We start from the raw sequence: 20378 nt of genomic DNA on the forward strand, positions 1-20378 counted from the left end.
CATATATTTTAAATAAACGTTTATTTGTTTCAGATATGAAGATCACGTTCCTTACCGTTGGAAAAACAGAGGATGCCTATTTAAAGGAAGGCATTGATAAATATGTAAAACGGCTAAAACATTACACCAAACTGGAGCTTGCCGAAATCCCCGAGTTGAAGAACACCAAAGCGCTGAGCCCCGAGCAGCAAAAGGCCAAAGAAGCCGAGTTGATCCTCAAGAAAATCACCCCGCTTGATTTTGTGATCCTGATGGATGAAAAAGGAATGGAATTTACATCAAGCCAGTTTGCGGCTTATATCAATAAAAAAGAAGTTACCACATCTGCCAACTTAATATTCATCATAGGCGGGCCTTATGGCTTTGATACCTCCGTTTACAAGCGGGCTAACGACAAGATCTCTCTTTCGCGCATGACATTTTCGCACCAGATGGTACGCCTGTTTTTTGTGGAGCAACTGTACAGGGCATACACCATTATGAAGGGAGAGCCTTATCATCATGAATAATCCGAACCATGATTTTTAGGATTTAAGGATTGCCCTGATGATTGATCAAATAAACAGATACGGAGCGGGATTATGACCACAACGATGTTACAGCAAATGCTTATTTCAGGAAATCCTAAAATCATGCGAATCAAGGTTTTTCCCTACCTTTGCTAAATGTCAGCAGGTCACGATCATTCGCACTCACATTCGCACGGGCACCATCATCACGACCATGCCCCTAAGCTTGATCATTTAAATTCGGCTTTTATTTGGGGCATAGTGCTTAACTCGGTGTTTGTAGTGGTTGAGGCTATTACAGGTTTTGTTACCCACTCTTTGTCCCTGTTAACCGACGCCGGTCATAACCTGAGCGATGTAGCCTCGCTCGCGCTGGCCCTGCTTGCCTTTAAGCTCACCAAAGTAAGCGCTAACAGTAAGTATACCTACGGCTATAAGCGGTCGACTATCATCGTATCTTTTTTTAACGCGGTAATATTATTTGCAGCCGTTGGTTTTATTATTTATGAGGCGGTAATGCGCTTCATGAACCCCGAAACGGTATCGGGCGGCACCATGGCCTGGGTTGCTTTTATAGGCATTGGCATTAACGCTTTTACAGCCTGGCTGTTTGTGAAAGACAAGGATACCGACCTCAATATTAAAGGCGCTTACCTGCACATGGCTGTTGATGCCATAGTATCCTTTGGTGTGGTGATATCTGGTATTATCATATACTTCACCAAACTATACTGGATTGACAGCGCAGTGAGCCTGATAATAGGTTTTGTGATATTACGCGGCACCTGGAGCCTGCTTACGGCGAGCCTGCGTTTAGAAATGGACGGCGTACCTGCCGAAATGGACCTGGACAAGATCAAAGCCGAACTAAAAAAAGCCAAAGGCGTGGTTGATATACACCACATGCATGTTTGGGCGCTCAGCACCACCGAAAATGCGCTTACAGCCCACCTGGTGATCAAGCCTGAAGCCATGGCCGATTTTGATAATATCAAGCATGACCTTCGCCACCGACTGGAACATCTTGATATCAGCCACAGCACTTTTGAACCCGAATTTTCGGAAGAAGGGTGCAAGCAGCCGGAGTGTTTGTAGGCTGCTTCTTCATATTTCATAAAACCCCTCAGTTTTCTTATTTTTGAGGTAAACAATTACCTTAACATGAGCAAAGCCCAAACCTTAAAAGTACTATCCGTTATCACTTTTCTTGAAATCGTCGGAATGATGGCATGGCCGGTTATATTAGGCTGGGGGCAGCTTATGAGCTCGGCGGGACTGCTGCTTTCCGTAATATTCGTTTTTCCGCTTATCTACTATGTGGTTTTTATCATATTCCTGTCCCGCTATGCGCAGAGAGATGTGCAGGATCAGAACATCGGGCTTGTGATATTTTTAAATGTGCTGCCTGTTATTGTGCTGCTTTATGTTTTGGATGTGTTTTGATTGAAACAACTTATAAACGTTTTAAATAATTCTTACTACCTTGAAAGCGATTATTTAACCTGTCATGAAATCAACCCGAAGAAAATTCATAACCACAACAGCGGCACTGGCTGCAGGTACAGTTACAGCATCGGCAATATCCCTAAAAGAGCAAAAAGAAGAATGGCCAATAGTTCACCATGTGTTTTTCTGGCTTAAAAATCCGGGATCAACAGAAGACCGTGATAAATTGGTAGCCGGAGTTAAAACCCTGGCCAAAATTGAAACTGTACGCAAGCTGCGCGTAGGTATTGTAGCCAGTACCGAAAAACGCGACGTAGTGGATAACTCCTGGGCCGTATCTGAACTGATGTTTTTCAGCGATCTGGCCGGACAAGCCACTTATCAAACCCATCCTATCCACCTGGAGTTTATTAAAAACTGCAGCCATCTTTGGGAAAAGGTTATTGTTTATGATGCGATGGATGTATAGCTTTTAACAAAAGCTTAATCAGATTCCTGCAAACCAATCATTTATGTTTGAGTTAATTAATACAAGTTAACCAAAACACTAAATGATATGAAAGTTAAACACCTGGCTATTTGCCTTGCTATTTCAAGCTTCACATTACATTTAAGCGCCACCGCTAATGCAAAAAGCGGAGCCGCCTGTCACAAACCAACAAAGGCTGCTCCTGCCGTTGAAGGATGGTATTTCAGGGCTGTAAGTGGCTATCCTGCTGCCATTGCCTTTGAACCTGTAGTATTATTCAAAAATGGCGAATACTTTGACGTTGGTGATGAGCCAATTGAAACGCTGGATGTAACAGCCGCTAAAAGCAGCCGCCCTAAAGCCTGGGGAACCTGGAAAAAAACGGGCGCAACCTTTTATCTCACTAATAACGAAGGAAAAACCTATGATTATAAGTTGGGTGAAGGCAATTGGTTCCCGGCCTATCCGTATACAGGCAGTATTAAGCTAAAAAAAGGATATGAAAAAGTAAGCGGCGGCGATTATGGCAACGGCACAAATGCCCTGGTAATCAAAAAGATCAATTTTATTGATGATACTCATTTTACTGAAGGATCAAACGGCGGAATCATGACACCTGCTGCCAGCGCCTGGAAAAAAACCGGAGGCAAAGGCGGCACCTACAAAATTTACGGCAACACCATCGAACTGAATTATGGCAGCAAGGTGATCAAAAAATCATTTGCCTTAGGTGCTTCGGGTTCACCTGCGCATCCGACAAATACCATGATATTTATAGGGGGTGACGCTTATACCGATACTGAATAAAGAAGAGATTGCTTAAAACAAAAAAAGCCGATTATTCGGCTTTTTTTGTTGCTTTTTTAGCTTTTGCTTTTGAAGTTGTTGGCTCGGCTTCCGGTTCAGCAGTTACTGCTTCGGCAACCGGTTCTTCTGCAACCGGGGCGGGTGCCTGGGTTGGATCGGCCTCTTCAAAAATTGGAAGGGGCTTTAATATCTGGAACCAGGATATTACCTTTTTAATGTCTGATGAGTAAACTTTTTCTTCATCATGATCTGGCGCTACTTCATAAAAGAAGGTACGCAACGCTTTACCGTCGGCTTTAACGTCAGGTATGTTTGATGCTGACTTCATGCGCTCAAGCACATCAGTTAACCTGATATCATCCTCAACACCAAAAATGGTGATCTCACTTAAAGCAGCTAATTTGGCTGTAGAAAGGTTGGCTATCAGTTTTGTTTTCTGTGCATCTAAACTTTCCAGCACATAGCCGGTTTTATTTTGTGCCAAAGCTTTCCATAAACCCGGTTTTCCTGATACCGATACAATTCCCTGTAAATTCATATATTTTTTGTTAGTAGGATTGATGAGGCGAATGATTTACGTAATAACAGGTAAATCACCCGCCCTATCAACTATTCACTTAATCCTCTATAACTTCGATTCCTAAAATTTTATCTCCCTGGCGAATAGCGTCAACAACGTCAACATTTTCAATCACTTTACCAAAAACGGTGTGGTTACGGTCAAGGTGGGCAGTGTTTGTGCGATTGTGGCAGATGAAAAACTGTGAACCACCAGTGTTGCGGCCTGCATGTGCCATTGAAAGCACACCACGGTCATGGTATTGGTTGTTGCCGGTAAGCTCGCAATCAATTTTGTAGCCTGGGCCACCAGCACCGGTACCGGTTGGATCGCCGCCCTGAATCATAAAATTAGGGATAACACGGTGAAAGATCACGTTATCATAAAAGTTTGATTTTGCTAATTTTTTAAAGTTAGCAACGGTATTAGGGGCATCCTGATCGTAAAACTCTACGGTCATGTCGCCTTTTTCGGTTTTGATTATTGCTTTGCTCATGTTTTTGTTTTTTAGAAAACAGTTGGCAAAGGTAATAAAATTGAGGATTAAAGAAAAAGGTTAAAGGCGAAAGGTTAAAGGTGAAAGGTGAAAGGTTTGAATATTTATTAATTACCAGGGTGTAAAAGTCATGGTAAGTAATCTTTGTTTTGGCGAATAACTAATCTCGCCTTTTCTTTTTGAATCAAACATTTTAATTTCCGAAAGCGGCTTTTTATAATCTTTACCCAATTCGGCCAGTTGGGCAAAAAACCAGTCGAGTCCTTCCTGATCACCCAAAGTATTGGCAAACCAGGCCAGTTTTTGCAGTTCGGCAAGGCTCACTTTTTCGTCGGCGGTAAAAACGTAAGTCCATTTAACTATTGCCAGCTCATCGGGCTTGCCAATTAGCTGGGCCCGGCTTCCATTGGCATCTGTGGCGACAAAATTTGGCAGCAGGCTGATATCTGTGTCCTGCTTAAAAACAAGACTGCTGTCGGCTTCTGTAAGCTTTTTAATCAACGCATCACGATTGAGGCGCATACCCGAACTTCCGTTCTGCGCGTGCGCGGCCAAACAGGATATTAATAAAACACCGACAAGGAAAATATTTCTGACAATAACAGATAAACTCATTTAAGGCCCAGATTTAACAACGCCATAAAGCTAAAACAACATGCATAAAGCCAGAAGCCCTTATGTGTTAAAAATGGTTAAAATACATTAGCCCTTTATTCGTTACATTTGATAACCCGGCAGTAAACAAATTAACAAGGATCGTGAATAATTCATCAGGCAATAACTTTTCACCTCTTACATTTCGTCTATTACTTATAAAGCTAAAGTTCCTTTTACCTTTCGCCTTTTACCTTTTACCTTTAACGTCGCGGGCTGCATCTATCTTAATCCCTATGGATGATGAGCAAAAGGACCATCTGAAATCGTACGGGATAGCTTTCTGGGTGCTCAAAAACGGCGAAGAAGTCGACTGGCTGCTCAACTATCGTGGTGGCAGTTTCATGATGAAGTACGGGCAAAAAGTTGAGGAAGAGTGCAAGATCCGCGGGGTAAGCTACGAAGTTATTGCCGATGCCAAAGCCACCGAAATTATTACCGAAGTAAGCGATCCATCGGTAAATATGGACCTGGTTAAACTGGAGAAAGCCCCCCGCATGGCGGTTTACTCCCCCAAAAACAAGCTGCCCTGGGATGATGCAGTTACCTTGGTTTTAAAATATGCCGAAATTCCGTACGACGTAGTTTACGACGAAGAGGTGATCCACGGCGAACTGCCTAAGTATGATTGGCTGCACCTGCACCACGAGGATTTTACAGGGCAATACAGCAAGTTTTATGGCGCCTTCCGTTACGCGCAATGGTATACCGATGATATCAAAATCCAGGAGACCATGGCCCATAAACTGGGCTTTAGCAAGGTATCAAAAATGAAGCTGGCCGTAGCCCAAAACATCCGAGATTTTTGCGCAGGCGGCGGCTTCCTGTTTGCCATGTGCTCAGGTACCGATACTTTTGACATTGCACTATCGGCTGCTAATACAGATATCTGCGAACGTATGTTCGACGGTGATGCTGCCGACCAGGACGCGCAATCCAAACTCGATTTTAGTCAAACGTTCGCCTTTCAGAATTTTACGCTGGATATGAACCCCATTTCGCATTCCTTCAGCAATATCGACGTTACCACCACCCGCCAGGTTGATCGTACCCGGGATTTCTTTACGTTGTTTGATTTTTCGGCCAAATGGGATGTTGTGCCGAGCATGCTTACGCAGGATCATGACAAAGTAATAAAAGGTTTTATGGGCTTAACCACGGCCTACAACAAAAGCATGCTCAAACCCGGCGTTACCATCATGGGCGAAATGAAAACCGCCAATGAAGCCCGTTACATTCACGGCGAATACGGCAAGGGCCAATGGACCTTTTACGGCGGCCACGACCCTGAAGATTACCAGCATGCTGTAAATGATCCGCCGACAGATTTGAAACTTCATCCCAACTCCCCCGGCTACAGGCTGATATTAAACAATGTGCTGTTCCCAGCTGCTAAGAAGAAAAAGCAGAAAACGTGATTGCTTTTAAAAGATGTATAATAAAAATGTCATTGCGAGCGAAGCGTGGCAACCGCACGGAGGCATAGCCGCTCTGTATAGCATGCGATTGCTTCGTCGTTCCTCCTCGCAATGACATGTTTTTTTAACTGGTATTCATAATAAACTCACGTCATAAACAGATGCAAGTTCAAAAAAGACCTGCCTGCGGGAATTTTTGCTGGTCTATATAATTAAACTGCTTCTTAAAATAAACCCGGGGTACTTTGCTTAAAAACGTTTCTATTATCTTATCATATAATAGCGAAGGCACTGTAAATTTGGTAATGAGTATCTTTTTATCATCAATGGTATAAATCACCATATAATCATACTTCCCAAACTTACCCATATCCTTTTGCTCATACAGCTCAACCCTAACAAGATCAGCCCTGTTTAATACAAGGGTTTGATCCTGATATATTAAAGTGGCCACTTCTCTGCCGTCACTTATAATTAACTGTTTCCCTCGATCATATTCATTAAACTGATTTATCACCCTAACAACATAAACCTGGAAGTAAAGAAACGTTGCCGGCAAAAGTGCTAAAAACAGCGCAATTAATGGATGCTGGTAAACTTTGATAACAATGAAAATAATTAAAGCAACATTAACGGCCATAATAATCACCTCACCTGTAAGCTTATTATTTTTAAAAGTGTATACCTTGGGTTGCTTCATTTATCCATAAATATACCATAACGACCTTAAACAAAAAAGAGGCTGTATCATAAATCAATTTCGCGAAGACGTAGGTCGGCCTCAAAATGGAATGAAAAAAGGGCAATTTTCAAATCGAAAATTGCCCTTTTTGATAAGTAACTGACCGGTATCAAAATTTTATCCTGATCTCGCTCGTTTGCAACGAGTGTGTAACCTGGGCTTGCGTTTATAACGCACGAGCGATGCAATCGCCAAATCATATTAAGTGCTCATTGCAAACGAGCGCAAGGTTAAAGAAGCAGAAAACGTGATTTTAACAATTGCTTATTGCACCACATCAAAATGAAACTCCTGCACCAATGGTGGGTTTTCGGGTGTAAGTGTAAAACTCACTTTGATATTTCCAGTTTCACATTTGATAATAAAATAGCCACGTAATTGATTTTCGGGCACCACATTGCCTGTGCTTATTATTCTGCCTGTTTTTGCAAAAGCTTCAGTTGCGGCTGCTTGAAGTTTATCGGGGAAATAATCCATAAAAAAGTTATCAGCAAAAATGCCGCTTTCTTTAGCCTTGCTCCAATCAGCAATAACTTTAAGCAGATCATTTTTACGTTGCTCTAATATGGCTGATGCCGGCAATTGCCGTGGTTTTATACCCGAAAGAGCCAGTAAAGTATCCAGAGCCTGGTTATTGGGATAACCAGCACGGGCATAGGTCAGGTTGGCAAATGAAACAACGCCCACACCGTACTCCGGCAAGATATTCCACTGACTGCCGAAACCCGGTAAGCCCCCTGTATGACCAATGTATACGCGGTTGTCACAATCCTTTGCCCAACGTAGGCCGTAGGCATAGGCACTGACATTGGGGCATGGTCTGCCCGTGGTTGTTTTGGCATTTACAGTTAAATAATTCACATCCCAGGGGTACTGCATTTCCCGGATAGAACTACGTTTTACTGGCAGGGCTTCGGCATCATCGCGCGGGGGCCAGGCATCCATATGCACAGCCATGTATTTGCTAAAATCCTCAATAGTGGTTATCAGGCCGCCCATCGCACCGTAAGCCCCGTCATGCAGCAGAGGCTGTTCAACCCATTTACCATCAAGCCAGCGGTAACCATGCGCCAGTTTATCTTTGGGTACTTTAGTATATTCCCAATAGGTATGTATCATACCTAACGGTTTAAGGATATTATCTGTGATGTATTGCTCGTAAGTTTTGCCCGATACTTTTTTGAAGATATATCCCAGCGTAGCAAAACCAAGGTTGCTGTACTCATAGCCCTGACCAGGATTATTGGAAAACGAAATGCCTTTTTTGTATAGCGCCAGGAGTTCATCATCACTAACTCCAAGTTGCCTGTCGCCCCATGGGTTATCTTCCGGGTAACCTGCTGTATGCGTAAGCAGGTGCCTTATGGTTACAGGGACCGCATCTTTGGTCAAATATTTCAACCCCTTCATCTCGGGGATGTACAGGTAAGCCGGATCATCAAGTTTTAGCTTGCTCTCATCCCTTAGTTTTAGGATAGCCATAGCGGTAAGGCTTTTGGTCATGGAGGCGATCCGAAAATCCGACGATGAATCGGCCTTGATCCTGGCATCAATATCAGTATATCCTAAGCCACCGGTATGTACCAGCTTACCATCAACCACAATGCCATACACCAATCCCGGCCAGTGATTATCTTCAGCATATTTTTTATAAAGCTGGTCAATTACCGGAAAAGTAGCCTGGATCTTTTTTAACCTGTCGGGATCAGTAAACATTGCGGGCTTGTAGGGTTGGGCAGTGGAGGTGTAACTTACTGTAGCCAACAAGAGGGCAAAGGCGGATTTAAGTAGATTTTTGACCATATACATATATACGGAAAAATTGTCTGAATCTGAATTGCAGAATCCGTATCGCTTTGAGCTATTTCATCCATTTGAATACTGTTAATAAAATATGTCATTGCGAACGCAGCGTGGCTATCGCACGGAGGCATAACCGCCCTGTATAGCATGCGATTGCTTCGTCGTTCCTCCTCGCAATGACATGTTTTTTGAGATTTAAGAAGTAATCATCTTAAACTAAAAAATCCCGGCCAAACATGACCGGGATTTTCAAATATTATAAAGCTTTTCGCTTTCGGCTTTCCGCCTTAAGCTTTACGCTAACTTAGCCAGTTCTTCAGCCATGGCAGCGCCAATTTCAGCAGGCGACTCAACCACGCGAATCCCGCACTCGGCCATGATCTTCATTTTAGCAGCAGCTGTATCATCAGCACCACCTACTATAGCACCTGCGTGGCCCATACGGCGGCCCGGAGGCGCAGTTTGACCAGCAATGAAACCTACTACAGGTTTAGTACCGTTCGCTTTGATCCAGCGGGCAGCATCGGCTTCCATATTTCCGCCAATTTCACCAATCATGATTATACCATGAGTTTCAGGATCGTTCATTAATAATTCAACAGCTTCTTTGGTTGGTGTACCAATAATTGGGTCGCCACCGATACCGATAGCTGTAGTGATACCCAAACCGGCTTTAACCACCTGGTCAACCGCTTCATAAGTTAAAGTACCTGATTTTGAAACCACGCCAACGTTACCTTTTTTGAAGATAAAGCCAGGCATGATACCAATTTTGCTTTCATCGGCAGTGATGATACCAGGGCAGTTAGGACCAATCAGGCGCGCGTCCTTATCGGTAAGATATTCTTTTACCGCGATCATATCCTTTGTAGGGATCCCTTCAGTGATACAAACAATAACCTTAATGCCGGCTTCAGCAGCTTCCATAATAGCATCTGCACCAAAAGCAGGGGGTACAAAAATGATGGATACATCGGCACCGGTTGCCACAACGGCATCTTTAACCGTGTTAAAAACCGGCCTGTCTAAATGGGTTTGACCACCTTTGCCTGGTGTAACACCACCAACTAACTGAGTGCCATAAGCAATCATTTGCTCGGCATGGTATGAACCCTCTTTACCGGTGAAACCTTGTACAATAACTTTTGAATCTTTATTTACGAGTACACTCATTGGTTTTTTCGTTTTAGTACGGCAAAGCTAAAGTTTTTGCCCGAATGTCAAACCCTATTGTAATCTAAATTTATATGTTAACATAAAAGTGACTTTTAAGGGCTGGGGTACGATATTCAGTTGTGTCACGCAAAGGTGCTAAGACTCAAAGGTGGTTAGTTTCAGTACAATTGAAGTTTAGCATATCTGCATAAAATTACTTAATTACCTGTCGCTAATTTCCGTCCATGGATTTGTGAGTATTCCAAAGTTATCCTTAAGCGCCCCTTCGGCCTGCTTTGTTTTAAGAAACCATAAATGGTCGGTAGTTTGATCGTCCTTATCTATAAACTCAAGCCATACGGTTTTGCTATTTTCCATGCTGATCCACTTCACAATTACCGGATGATACATAATTGTTGTTTCCTGAACGGCACCATAGCCATCCTCAGTAACCATCACCCTGCCTACATTTCTGATTTTATAGTGTTCGATAGCTTCTTTATTTAATACCATTAAACGTATACTAACTTCAGATTTTTTAAATAAATCCAGATAGTAAAAAAACTCTTCAAAACATTTTTTATCATTATCTGGATTTCGGTTGCTGATTTGCCAATGCCATCCCCCGCCGTCTCCAAAATGCTTTTTTAAATGACCTAAAAGCCAGGTGCTGAAATAAGTAAATTTGGGTAAATCATTTTTTCTTAATTGTTCTTCTCTTGCAGCCATTGTATAACCATTAACAAAACTCTCAAGCGATTGAAACGTATGTTCATTCCCTAAAAACATTGCCCTCCGCAGTTTTATATGGCCAAGTACATCATAAATATCATTCAACAGGTATCCTGACATAATAGTAGGTGAGTATTATATAAAAATAATATGGGCGTTGCCTGCGGCCCAGGCTATCCGCTCATACGCCTGCAGGCATTACGCTCATTGGCCGGTATCCGCTACTATCCTTAATGCATTTGTCTGAATCAGAATTTTCAGGATTAAGAATTTACAGAATGGAAAGCCAATTCAATAAATTCTAACAATTCTTTTAATTCGGGTTCAGACAAAATCGGTGTAATCAAAAATCAATCGGTGTAATCCCAATAAAAAAATCCGAAATCGAACATCCGAAATCCGAAATCATTCTCTTGGGGCAAACTCCCCCTCACTTTTCGCAATTACAATAGTAGCAACACCATTACCTATCACATTGGTAATAGCCCGCGCTTCCGACATAAACCTGTCAACACCTATCAATATCGCCAAACCTTCTACCGGTATTATTTTGATGGCTGTAAGCGTACTGGTCAATACAATAAAACCGCTGCCGGTTACGCCTGCCGCGCCTTTGGAGGTGATCATCAATATGCCGATTATGGTTAGCTCCTGCCCCAGCGAAAGCGGGATATTAAACACCTGTGCCAAAAATATCACACACATGGACAAGTAAATCGTAGTGCCATCCAAATTAAAAGAATACCCTGTGGGGATCACCAAACCAACCACCGATTTGGAACAGCCAAACTTTTCCATCTTCTCCATCATGGCCGGTAACGCCGATTCTGACGAGGATGTTCCCAGTACGATCAGGATCTCCTGCCTGATGTATTTCAGATATTCCCAAAGGCTGAATTTAAACAGCCGGCAAATAATATTCAATACCACAAATATGAACAGGAACATGGTCAGGTAAACCGAGCCCATCAACAGGGCCAATGGTTTTAGTGTTTGGATGCCATATTTGCTCACCGTAAAGGCCATCCCTGCAAAAGCCCCTATCGGCGCCACCTTCATCACTATCTTCATGATATTAAAAAACACTTTCGAAAGCTTATCAAATAGCTGAATAACCGCTTCGCCACTTTTACCCATCCAGCTTAACCCAAAACCAAACAGTATCGCAAAAAAAAGAATCTGCAAAATATCACCTTCAACAAAAGCTTTGAAGATATTTGAGGGGACTATATGGGCAATAAAATCGCCCCAGTGCATTTCGGCGGCGGCTTTTTCGTATACGGCTAATTTGCCGGTATCCATTTTTGCAGCATGGTTTTCAAAGCCGGCACCCGGTTTAATAATATTGGCTACGGTAACACCGATTACAAGTGCGAACGTGGTTACGATCTCAAAATACAACAAAGCTTTACCGCCTACCCTGCCCACTTTTTTCATATCGTTCATGCCGGCTATGCCCAGCACAATAGTTAAAAATATGATGGGCGCAATCAGCATGGTGATCAGACTGATGAACGTTTTGCTGATGAGCTCGGCAGTCGGGGCAAAGCCTTTAACGTATAAGCCGGCTACTACCCCAAGGGCAATGGCAATAAGTACCTGGAAAGTTAGGTTTGATAGGAGGCGTTTCATGATTGATCCCCCCGGCGCCCTAAAGGGGGAGCAACAGGTTGGGACGGCAATATAATAAGTTATTGTTTCAGGCACAAAAAAGCCCCGTACCGGAAACCGGCACAGGGCATAATTGATTGATTGAAAGATCGTGATTATGCAGGTGTTGATTTACCAGTTAATAAATCAATTAAGAAAATTTTATTAAGAAAAGTCAGCTTTGCCTTGTGGTTGCCCAGGAAAACAATAGTGCCGCTGTAATCCCAGCCGCCGCCGTTTGTTTTTCCTTCCGAACGGAAAGTAGCTGTGCCGCTGCTGATATCAAACTTATCGTTGCCATGTACATACAGGTTAGTGAACACGTAGGTATTATGCACCCTGCTAAACGTTTTGTATTTAGTGTATTCGTTATCAACATAGGCTTTCATCGGGCCATCAAGCGAGAAGTTTGAGTTATTGGTGTTAAGACCTCTAACCTTATATTTCTGCACAATATTGTAAACGAATGAATAACCCGGACCACTGCCTACCGTGTTTAATGAATCAACCGAATCGTAACCAACAGTTTTGTTGCTATCACAAATAAAATAATATTTGGTACCGCCTGTTTTGGTTGCTTTTAAAGTATCACCTTGATTAAATACACGGTTCAGGCTGGTATCAATATAAAAACCGCAACTATAAGTACTCTGTACTTTAAGCTTTGATGAGGCATTGATTGAGGGGGTAACACCGTCGTTAAGGCTGGCCCCTCCAAATGAACCGGCCAACGATTTTGCCAGGTTATCTGCAATTGCCGAACTGGCTACATTATCGCTTGCTTTTACAGTTGACGGATCGGATTTTACATTAATTCCTGTTTTTGTACAGGCTGAATAAAGAACTGCCACACCTGCTAATAAAGGTAATACACTGCGTAGATTTAGTTTCATAAACGTATAAGATAAAGTTTAGATCTCTTTGCCTCAATTGGCAATAAGCATACCATAGGTAAAAAAATTCGCCAAAAACGCCCGTGATACCTATTTTTTAGGCTTATTTTCCTTTTTAATAAAACAGTAAATATTTATACTAGCTGATAGCAATGGAACACAAAACACACCCGCTGCCTGCTTTCCCCGTTTCGAGGAAAGATATGTAGAAAATATTCCCCGTTTTTTTATCAAATCCACAGGCGATAAAATGTATGCCGTATTAAAAAACCATAGCATACAAAAAGCCCTGCATCCGGTTAGGGGGCAGGGCTCTTCACATATTTTAAAACGAATTTAGTTAACTTCCCCGGTCATCAGATCGGCAGTGTAAACAGTACCGTCGATAGTAATTTTAGCTTTGTGCCCTCCTAAAAACGTTATGGTTCCTTTATAGTTCCAGACATTTTTTCCAATACTTCCTTTACTCGAAAAGGTAGCACTTCCGCTTAAAATAAAATCGGGATCTTTTGTTGGATCAACAACAATTGATTTAAAATTATAGTTAAACGTGCCTTCAACATTTGGCTGGTCTGTTGTAGGTTTGGTGTAGTTAACCCTGGCATAATAATTCACAGGGCCATCAAAAGAGTATTGTGCGTGTTCAACACCCGGATTAAGGCTTCTGAGTACCAGGTTTTCACCCATTCTTAAAACCATTGTAAAACCGCTGCCTGCCATAGTCATATTTAAACTATCATTAGCGGTAACACCTGAAGGCACTCCATTGGTACAGGTAAGCTCATATTTAACTTTAGCCCAGATATCAATTTTAGAGGTATCACTTTGATCTAAATTAAATGCTATCGTGGTATCCATTTTGGCGCCGCATTGTGGCTGAGGGTCAACAGATTGTACTTTGATCTTACCTTTTTGTTCAGAGATAGATCGGTTGGCATACTTAAACCGCTCTTAAAATCAAACCCGCCGTTTTCGGGGTTAAAAATACCAACAAGGCTCTGCGCAACTTGCACACTCGCTTCTTTTTTACTTACTGTGCTTTGATTGTTCGGCGCCATGTTAAGCTTATGGCACGAGGTGTAAATGGCAGTAATACCGGCAAGCAGCAATACTATAATTTTGTACTTGTGTTTCATGTTTAGGATTTTAATTCCGCGCAAATTTAACTTATTATCAATTAATTAAAGAAATTTTGAAAATATTTAGGAGCAGAAAAACTATAATGTTGTTCATACCCATTTTGAACGATGAATAAGGGCAAAAGGTTAGCCAATGTTTCGCCCACGATTTGGAGACTCCGCTGGAGCCCGCCATTCTTTAAATTTTCTATTACTACCAGACCTATCTGAGACCGAATGGCAGGCGAGCCGGCTTGGGGCGCCTGCCATTCGGCTGCGTCTTACAAACCATGAGACTTATAATTTCACTTCAATCTCTCCACTTTTATTGTCTATTATTTTTTCCTGCAGCTTAACCTTATCAAAACCATGCAAAACAAATCTCAACTGCATAAACCTCGATTTAAATGGGCCTTCAACTGATGACAAACTGAGGCTATTTTCTATGGGATTGAAACTGATAACACGTTTATAATAAACACCCTGCTCATAATCATATGATACGCCATCATCTTCGTAATAAATAAAACTATTTGCTTCCCTGCCATTCCAGATGTGAATTTGTAAAATACCGTCACCTTTTTCATTGGTGCTTTGTACAACACTTTGCATCGGGACAATACTGCCGGCTTTTACAAATACCGGCAAATCTGTTAGCGGCGCCTGAACATTGACCATCTGTTCTCCCTCGTAAAACTCATCGCTGCTTAACCTATACCACGAGCCCTGGGGCAGGTAAACATCTTCGGTTAGTTTAGTGCTTTCAACAGGAGCAACCAGTATCGCGTCGCCAAACATAAATTCATTTTGAAAACGCTCATCAAAAACATTCCCGTCAAAACTGTGCTCAATAGCTAATGTGCGGCTTACCGGCAGGCCGGTTTGGGTTGATTGATAAAAGCTGCTGTACAGGTAGGGCAGGATTTTGTACCGTTGTTCAATGTCCTTCTTAATGATTTGTTCATTACCCTTACCCCATTCCCATGGTTCGCGCATTTTACTGCCTTGTATAGCATGATTGCGAAACATTGGGGTATATACACCAAGGGAGTTCCAGCGTACCATGAGCTCAGACGTAGGGTTGCCGCTGAAGCCGCCGATATCCACCCCGATAAAACTCATACCTGTAATACCCAAACTATTTACCAGCCGTTGTCCTAAAAGCATATGGGCATCGGTGCCGGTATTATCGCCCGTCCACACGGCCGAATAGCGCTGCGTGCCCGAATAGGCGGCGCGGGTAAGTACGAACGGCCGTTTGTTTCCCATGATCTTTCTTGTGCCATCATAGGTGGCGCGGGCCATTTGCATGCCATAGGCATTACGCACTTCCGGCATAAACTTATCTCCAAACTTTACTATCCAGGGGATATTTTGCCCCCAGGCGGCGGGTTCGTTCATATCGTTCCAGAAACCTTCAACGCCGGGTTGGGTAAGAGCGGTAAATGCTGCTCCCCACCATTCGCGTACCTCTTCCCTGAAAAAATTGGGAAAATGACAGCGGCCCGGCCACACATAGCCGGTATAATTTTCACCGTCGGGATATTTGGCAAAATAATCCTGCTCAATACCCTCATCGTATTCCTTATAACCTTTTTCTACCTTAATCCCCGGATCAACAATGGTAACCAGTCTAAAGTCCATCGCCTTTAGTTTATCAAGCATTTGCTTGGGCTTAGGGAAAGTTTTTTTGTTCCAGGTGAAGATCTTGAAATCGTCCATATAGTCGATATCGCAGTACACTACATCGGCAGGGATCTGTTTTTTGCGGAAGGTTTGGGCGATGTTCAACACTTCATCGGCACTCATATAACTCCATCGGCATTGCTGATAGCCCAGGCTCCAGAGCGGCGGCATTTCCATCCTGCCGGTAAGCCAGGTATAATCTTCAATTATTTTGGCAACACCTTGTGCCCCAAAAAAATAGTAATTCAAATCGCCGCCATCGGCACCGAACCAGCTTGTTTCATCATCTGTGGATGCACCAAAGTCGAAGTAGCTTTTATGGGTATTGTCGAGAAACAAACCATAAGTTAACCCGCTATGCAATCCTATAAAAAAAGGAAAGGTCTTATACAACGGATCGGATTCGGGCGTGTGGTTTGGCGCATCGGTATTCCAGTTTACGTAGGCCGCGCCACGCCTGTCGAGATTACCTGTTTTTTCTCCCAGGCCAATAAACCTTTCACCCTCAAACAACCGGCGATAACAAATCACTCGTTCGCCCTGCCAGTTGGTACCAAAGCGGGCGTCATCCTCGCTTAATGAAATACCATCTGCAGTAAAGAAGTTGAACCGTAGTGGCGATTTCCGGATGCTGAGCCTTAAGGCGGATGTAGTAATATCAATATTGGCCGATGATTCATCAAAATCGAAATCGGCGAGCGGCTGCCTGATTACCGCAAAGGATGGATCATCCGGGTTGAAATTTTTGCTGACGCTTATCCTGATAATTGTAGGGCTATAGATATAAACCCTTGCTTCGGCTTCGGCGGTTTTAATTGTTAAAATACCATCCTGTTGTTTAAAGCCCTGTACGTTACCTGCAATTTCTAAATTCATGCCTGTGGGGTACCTGGAATAGATAAAGGTACTTAAAGGCAACGTTGTTTGATTAGGTTGGTTTTGTTAAATGTGGATTTTGAGATAAACGTCAACGGATTTTCCTCTTTCATTTAGCTCTCGCTCGTTTGTAACCATAGGTATTGGGAAGGGGAAAGTTGCTTTGGAAAACAAATAGAAACAATGTCATTGCGCAGCGCAGCAATCTCGTAGCCAATGCAAGTCCGATCTGTATAGCTACGAGATTGCCACGTCGCTCCAGGGCTTCTTCCCCTGCGCCTCCTCGCAACGACATAGTTGTTAATTGAGCTTCAAAAACGTTGCATGGGTTTTTCTATTTCATCCCCGAAAACGACCAACCCGCTTTCCTGCCCGATCAACACCCTTTAATTTTCGACCAACTTGTAAAATACTGATAATTAGTGCGTTTTTGGCGTTTGCCGAATGCTTTTGGGTATTGGTCTATATCTTTTCGGTGCTGGTATAACACTTTTTAGCAGTTAAAATTAATGTTGTTTATTTGATCATTGAAAATAACAAACACAAAATATTTAACATACTTAAAAGCTCAAAATCATGAAAACTTCAATAAAATTATCAGCATTATTCTTCTTATTAAGCGCAGGTGTATTTGCTACTACAGCAGCTAAAGCCGCCGATGTAACCCCTAAAGCTAAAGAGGTTGTTACCTTTAAAGCCCTTGATCACGACCGCGGTATTAAGTTAACGCTTGCAAAATCAGAAAACGGCCGTTCATTCGTACGCGTTTACAGCAAACAAAATGAACTTTTGCTAAAAGATGTTGTATCAACCAAAACCGATGTTGAAAGGGGTTATGTTTTAACCAATCTTGAAGATGGTGATTACATTATGGAAATTAAAACCAATAACCAGGTGGTTAAGAAAACCCTGCATGTTTACGAAGACGGCGATCAAAAAACATTCTTTATTTACCAGGACTAATTTAGCCGGTCATATCAAACAAAAAGCTCCCGTTCGGTTGGAACGGGAGCTTTTTGTTTAAAGAGCAAATATTTTATTCCCAAAGTTTTTCGGGATAAACACCGTTAGCAACCAGGTCAGATATGCTTTTTTGAACGATAGGTTTGTCTTCTTTATACGTAACACCAAACCATTTTGAGCCGGTTGGGATTACTTTAAAAGAGGCTGTACCATTTTTTATCAGCTGATCAGCGGCCAGCGGAATAAAGAATTCTGATTTTGGGTTGTTTTCGTTTGCAGCCACAAAGTCTACAAACATCTGCTCGCTTTGCTTAAAGATAGCCGGTGTAAAGCCCCAGAAATTCATTGATACACGGGTATCGTTAGGAAGCGCATGCTCGCCGGTAGCATCCTTGTAAGCTACGCTGCCATCTTCTTTAAAATAAACCTCGGTACGCTCATTAATCTCCACCATATTACCATTATCATCAACCTTACAAACGCCACGTGATACTGAGCCATAGTCGGACAGGGTACGGTCAATCTGGTAACCTACCAGTGAATACAGATCGTCTTTAACTTCGGTGGTTAAAAATTTAGCCATTTTTTCAAATGCATCATAACCATAGTAATCATCGGCATTGATCACACAAAAAGGCTCGTTTACTTGATTACGTGCAGCAAGTACGGCATGAGCGGTACCCCATGGTTTGGCGCGTTCAATCTCTTTATCGATGCCAAATGGTTTAAGATCAAAGCTTTGAAATACATAATCTGTTTCAATGCGGCCGGCAAGTTTAGGCTCAAAAATCGCCTTGAAGTTTTCGGCAAACTCTTCGCGTATAATAAAACTCACTTTGCCAAAGCCTGCTTTTATAGCATCATATATTGAATAATCAATAATTGTTTCGCCATTGGGGCCAAAGCCATCAACTTGTTTCATACTGCCGTAACGGCTGGCCATCCCTGCGGCCAATATCAGTAAGGTTGGTTTCATAGATAGTATCGGGGGTATTTGTTAAAAGCTATTTTATGAGTAATTATTATAGGTGAATGGATTTTTGCCCGGATTGTTTTATATGCTATATAAACTTTTTGTTATTTAATATACCTGAAGTCCTGACCGGCCTGGATGTTTAGCAAAGACTCGTATATCAAACGGATCACGTTATCAACGTCCTCTTTGTGGATCATCTCGACGGTGGTATGCATATAACGTAAAGGTAATGAGATTAATGCCGATGGTACGCCATCATTTGAGTAAGCAAAGGCATCGGTATCGGTCCCTGTTGACCGTGATGATGCCTGACGCTGGAACGGTATGCCCGCTTTTTGAGCATTTTCAATAAGCAGCTTATTCAGGTTGTTTTGTACTGCCGGGGCATATGACACAACAGGGCCTTTACCGCAGGCTAAGTCGCCCTGGGTAATTTTGTTGATCATTGGCGTTTGGGTATCATGCGTAACATCAGTAACAATAGCCACATTGGGTTTAATTTTATGCGCTATCATTTCGGCGCCACGTAAACCTATCTCCTCCTGCACTGCGTTAACTATATATAAACCGAAAGGAAGCTTTACATTGTTTTCTTTAAGTAAACGCGCTACCTCGGCAATCATGAAGCCGCCTGCACGGTTATCAAGCGCGCGGCCAACATAATAGCGGTCGTTAAGCACCATAAATTCATCCTCGTAAGTGATAACACAACCTACGTGGATACCCAGTTTTTCAACTTCTTCTTTTGAGGTGCAGCCACAATCTAAAAAGATATTTTTAAGAGTAGGCGCTTCTTCTTTATCACCGCCCAGGCGCGTGTGGATAGCAGGCCAGCCGAAAACAGCTTTAACCACGCCATTATCGGTATGAATATTTACACGTTTTGAAGGCGCTATCTGATGATCGGAGCCGCCATTGCGGATAACATATATCAAGCCATCGTTAGTGATATAGTTCACAAACCATGAAATTTCATCGGCATGAGCTTCAATAACCACTTTGTAATCGGCTTTTGGATTGATGATACCAACCGCGGTGCCGTAATTATCAACATAATGGGTGTCAATATAGGGCTTCAGGTATTCGAGCCAAAGCTCCTGGCCTTTCCATTCAAAACCTGTAGGTGAGGGGTTGTTGATATATTTTTCAAAAAAAGCGAGTGAAGTTTCGTTTACAACGGACGTATGCTGTGGGGCGTCAGATTTCTTTTTGGCCATATTGAATTAATGTTTTCAATCTAAATGTAGTAATACAGCAAATATAATAAAGCTCATGACATTGCACTAGAATTAAGCCGCATATAAGCAGTAAATCAATTATATAAAATCAATATTAAACGTTTTTGAAAATATTTAGTCACAATAAAAGCGTTGTTTTGTTTTGATACAAAAATGACCGGTTATTTCATAAAGCATTCATGCTTATG

Annotated in this window: 21 protein-coding genes; 7 read left to right on the top strand and 14 right to left on the bottom strand. The window is 42.3% G+C overall.

What is annotated here, in order from left to right:
* Positions 1–35 precede the first annotated feature (35 nt).
* From rlmH to ACP26M_RS17270, 5 genes are all read left to right on the top strand, one after another.
* Entirely contained in the window at positions 36–509 is a 474-nt protein-coding gene (rlmH, locus tag ACP26M_RS17250) for a 23S rRNA (pseudouridine(1915)-N(3))-methyltransferase RlmH (RefSeq protein ID WP_426581782.1), read from the top strand.
* 156 nt (positions 510–665) lie between these two features.
* Positions 666–1604 (top strand): cation diffusion facilitator family transporter, encoded by a 939-nt coding sequence (locus ACP26M_RS17255; RefSeq protein ID WP_426581784.1) that lies wholly within the window; start codon positions 666–668, stop codon positions 1602–1604.
* A 66-nt stretch (positions 1605–1670) separates the two neighbouring features.
* Positions 1671–1952 carry a hypothetical protein gene (locus tag ACP26M_RS17260; RefSeq protein WP_188834759.1) on the top strand — a complete coding sequence of 94 codons (282 nt, stop codon included), beginning with the start codon at positions 1671–1673 and terminating at the stop codon, positions 1950–1952.
* 64 nt (positions 1953–2016) lie between these two features.
* The gene (locus ACP26M_RS17265) at positions 2017–2424 is read left to right on the top strand and encodes a Dabb family protein (RefSeq protein ID WP_091172094.1); all 408 of its coding nucleotides are present in this window, start codon (positions 2017–2019) and stop codon (positions 2422–2424) included.
* A gap of 87 nt (positions 2425–2511) precedes the next feature.
* The gene (locus ACP26M_RS17270; protein ID WP_426581787.1) at positions 2512–3231 is read left to right on the top strand and encodes a hypothetical protein; all 720 of its coding nucleotides are present in this window, start codon (positions 2512–2514) and stop codon (positions 3229–3231) included.
* Between the two features lie 31 nt (positions 3232–3262).
* On the opposite strand, the gene ACP26M_RS17275 is transcribed toward ACP26M_RS17270, so the two are convergent.
* From ACP26M_RS17275 to ACP26M_RS17285, 3 genes are all read right to left on the bottom strand, one after another.
* On the bottom strand, positions 3263–3769 hold the full coding sequence (locus ACP26M_RS17275; RefSeq protein WP_090534224.1) for a DUF5606 domain-containing protein: 507 nt from the start codon (positions 3767–3769) through the stop codon (positions 3263–3265).
* A 79-nt stretch (positions 3770–3848) separates the two neighbouring features.
* Positions 3849–4286, bottom strand: a complete 438-nt coding sequence (locus tag ACP26M_RS17280) for a peptidylprolyl isomerase (RefSeq protein WP_090534226.1) — start codon at positions 4284–4286, stop codon at positions 3849–3851.
* Positions 4287–4397: 111 nt separating this feature from the next.
* Positions 4398–4901 carry a hypothetical protein gene (locus ACP26M_RS17285; protein WP_426581790.1) on the bottom strand — a complete coding sequence of 168 codons (504 nt, stop codon included), beginning with the start codon at positions 4899–4901 and terminating at the stop codon, positions 4398–4400.
* A 275-nt stretch (positions 4902–5176) separates the two neighbouring features.
* On the opposite strand from ACP26M_RS17285, the gene ACP26M_RS17290 reads away from it, so the two are divergent.
* Complete coding sequence (locus ACP26M_RS17290; protein ID WP_218117107.1) at positions 5177–6358, top strand: asparagine synthetase B; 1182 nt, start codon at positions 5177–5179, stop codon at positions 6356–6358.
* A gap of 169 nt (positions 6359–6527) precedes the next feature.
* On the opposite strand, the gene ACP26M_RS17295 is transcribed toward ACP26M_RS17290, so the two are convergent.
* From ACP26M_RS17295 to ACP26M_RS17335, 9 genes are all read right to left on the bottom strand, one after another.
* Positions 6528–7058, bottom strand: coding sequence for a hypothetical protein (locus tag ACP26M_RS17295; protein ID WP_426581792.1), 531 nt, complete (start codon positions 7056–7058; stop codon positions 6528–6530).
* A 306-nt stretch (positions 7059–7364) separates the two neighbouring features.
* A complete protein-coding gene (locus ACP26M_RS17300; protein ID WP_426581794.1) occupies positions 7365–8903 on the bottom strand; it encodes a serine hydrolase domain-containing protein in 1539 nt (512 codons plus the stop codon).
* 294 nt (positions 8904–9197) lie between these two features.
* Positions 9198–10076, bottom strand: coding sequence for a succinate--CoA ligase subunit alpha (gene sucD / locus ACP26M_RS17305; protein ID WP_090534235.1), 879 nt, complete (start codon positions 10074–10076; stop codon positions 9198–9200).
* A 204-nt stretch (positions 10077–10280) separates the two neighbouring features.
* Positions 10281–10895 (bottom strand): hypothetical protein, encoded by a 615-nt coding sequence (locus tag ACP26M_RS17310; RefSeq protein ID WP_426581797.1) that lies wholly within the window; start codon positions 10893–10895, stop codon positions 10281–10283.
* Positions 10896–11195: 300 nt separating this feature from the next.
* A complete protein-coding gene (dctA, locus tag ACP26M_RS17315; protein WP_426581799.1) occupies positions 11196–12422 on the bottom strand; it encodes a C4-dicarboxylate transporter DctA in 1227 nt (408 codons plus the stop codon).
* 134 nt (positions 12423–12556) lie between these two features.
* On the bottom strand, positions 12557–13333 hold the full coding sequence (locus ACP26M_RS17320; RefSeq protein WP_426581801.1) for a hypothetical protein: 777 nt from the start codon (positions 13331–13333) through the stop codon (positions 12557–12559).
* Positions 13334–13669: 336 nt separating this feature from the next.
* Positions 13670–14191, bottom strand: coding sequence for a hypothetical protein (locus tag ACP26M_RS17325; RefSeq protein WP_426581803.1), 522 nt, complete (start codon positions 14189–14191; stop codon positions 13670–13672).
* Positions 14176–14469, bottom strand: coding sequence for a hypothetical protein (locus ACP26M_RS17330; protein WP_426581805.1), 294 nt, complete (start codon positions 14467–14469; stop codon positions 14176–14178). The genes ACP26M_RS17325 and ACP26M_RS17330 overlap by 16 nt, the downstream gene beginning before the upstream one ends.
* 279 nt (positions 14470–14748) lie before the next feature.
* Positions 14749–17013 (bottom strand): glycoside hydrolase family 31 protein, encoded by a 2265-nt coding sequence (locus tag ACP26M_RS17335; protein ID WP_426581807.1) that lies wholly within the window; start codon positions 17011–17013, stop codon positions 14749–14751.
* Positions 17014–17589: 576 nt separating this feature from the next.
* On the opposite strand from ACP26M_RS17335, the gene ACP26M_RS17340 reads away from it, so the two are divergent.
* The gene (locus ACP26M_RS17340; RefSeq protein ID WP_426581809.1) at positions 17590–17976 is read left to right on the top strand and encodes a hypothetical protein; all 387 of its coding nucleotides are present in this window, start codon (positions 17590–17592) and stop codon (positions 17974–17976) included.
* A 73-nt stretch (positions 17977–18049) separates the two neighbouring features.
* On the opposite strand, the gene ACP26M_RS17345 is transcribed toward ACP26M_RS17340, so the two are convergent.
* Both ACP26M_RS17345 and ACP26M_RS17350 read right to left on the bottom strand, forming a co-directional pair.
* Positions 18050–18952 carry a nucleotidyltransferase family protein gene (locus ACP26M_RS17345; protein ID WP_426581811.1) on the bottom strand — a complete coding sequence of 301 codons (903 nt, stop codon included), beginning with the start codon at positions 18950–18952 and terminating at the stop codon, positions 18050–18052.
* Positions 18953–19053: 101 nt separating this feature from the next.
* A complete protein-coding gene (locus tag ACP26M_RS17350) occupies positions 19054–20169 on the bottom strand; it encodes a M42 family metallopeptidase (protein ID WP_426581813.1) in 1116 nt (371 codons plus the stop codon).
* Between the last annotated feature and the right edge of the window lie 209 nt (positions 20170–20378).

The sequence above is a fragment of the Mucilaginibacter sp. R-33 genome, assembly GCF_049949235.1.
Taxonomy (GTDB): domain Bacteria; phylum Bacteroidota; class Bacteroidia; order Sphingobacteriales; family Sphingobacteriaceae; genus Mucilaginibacter.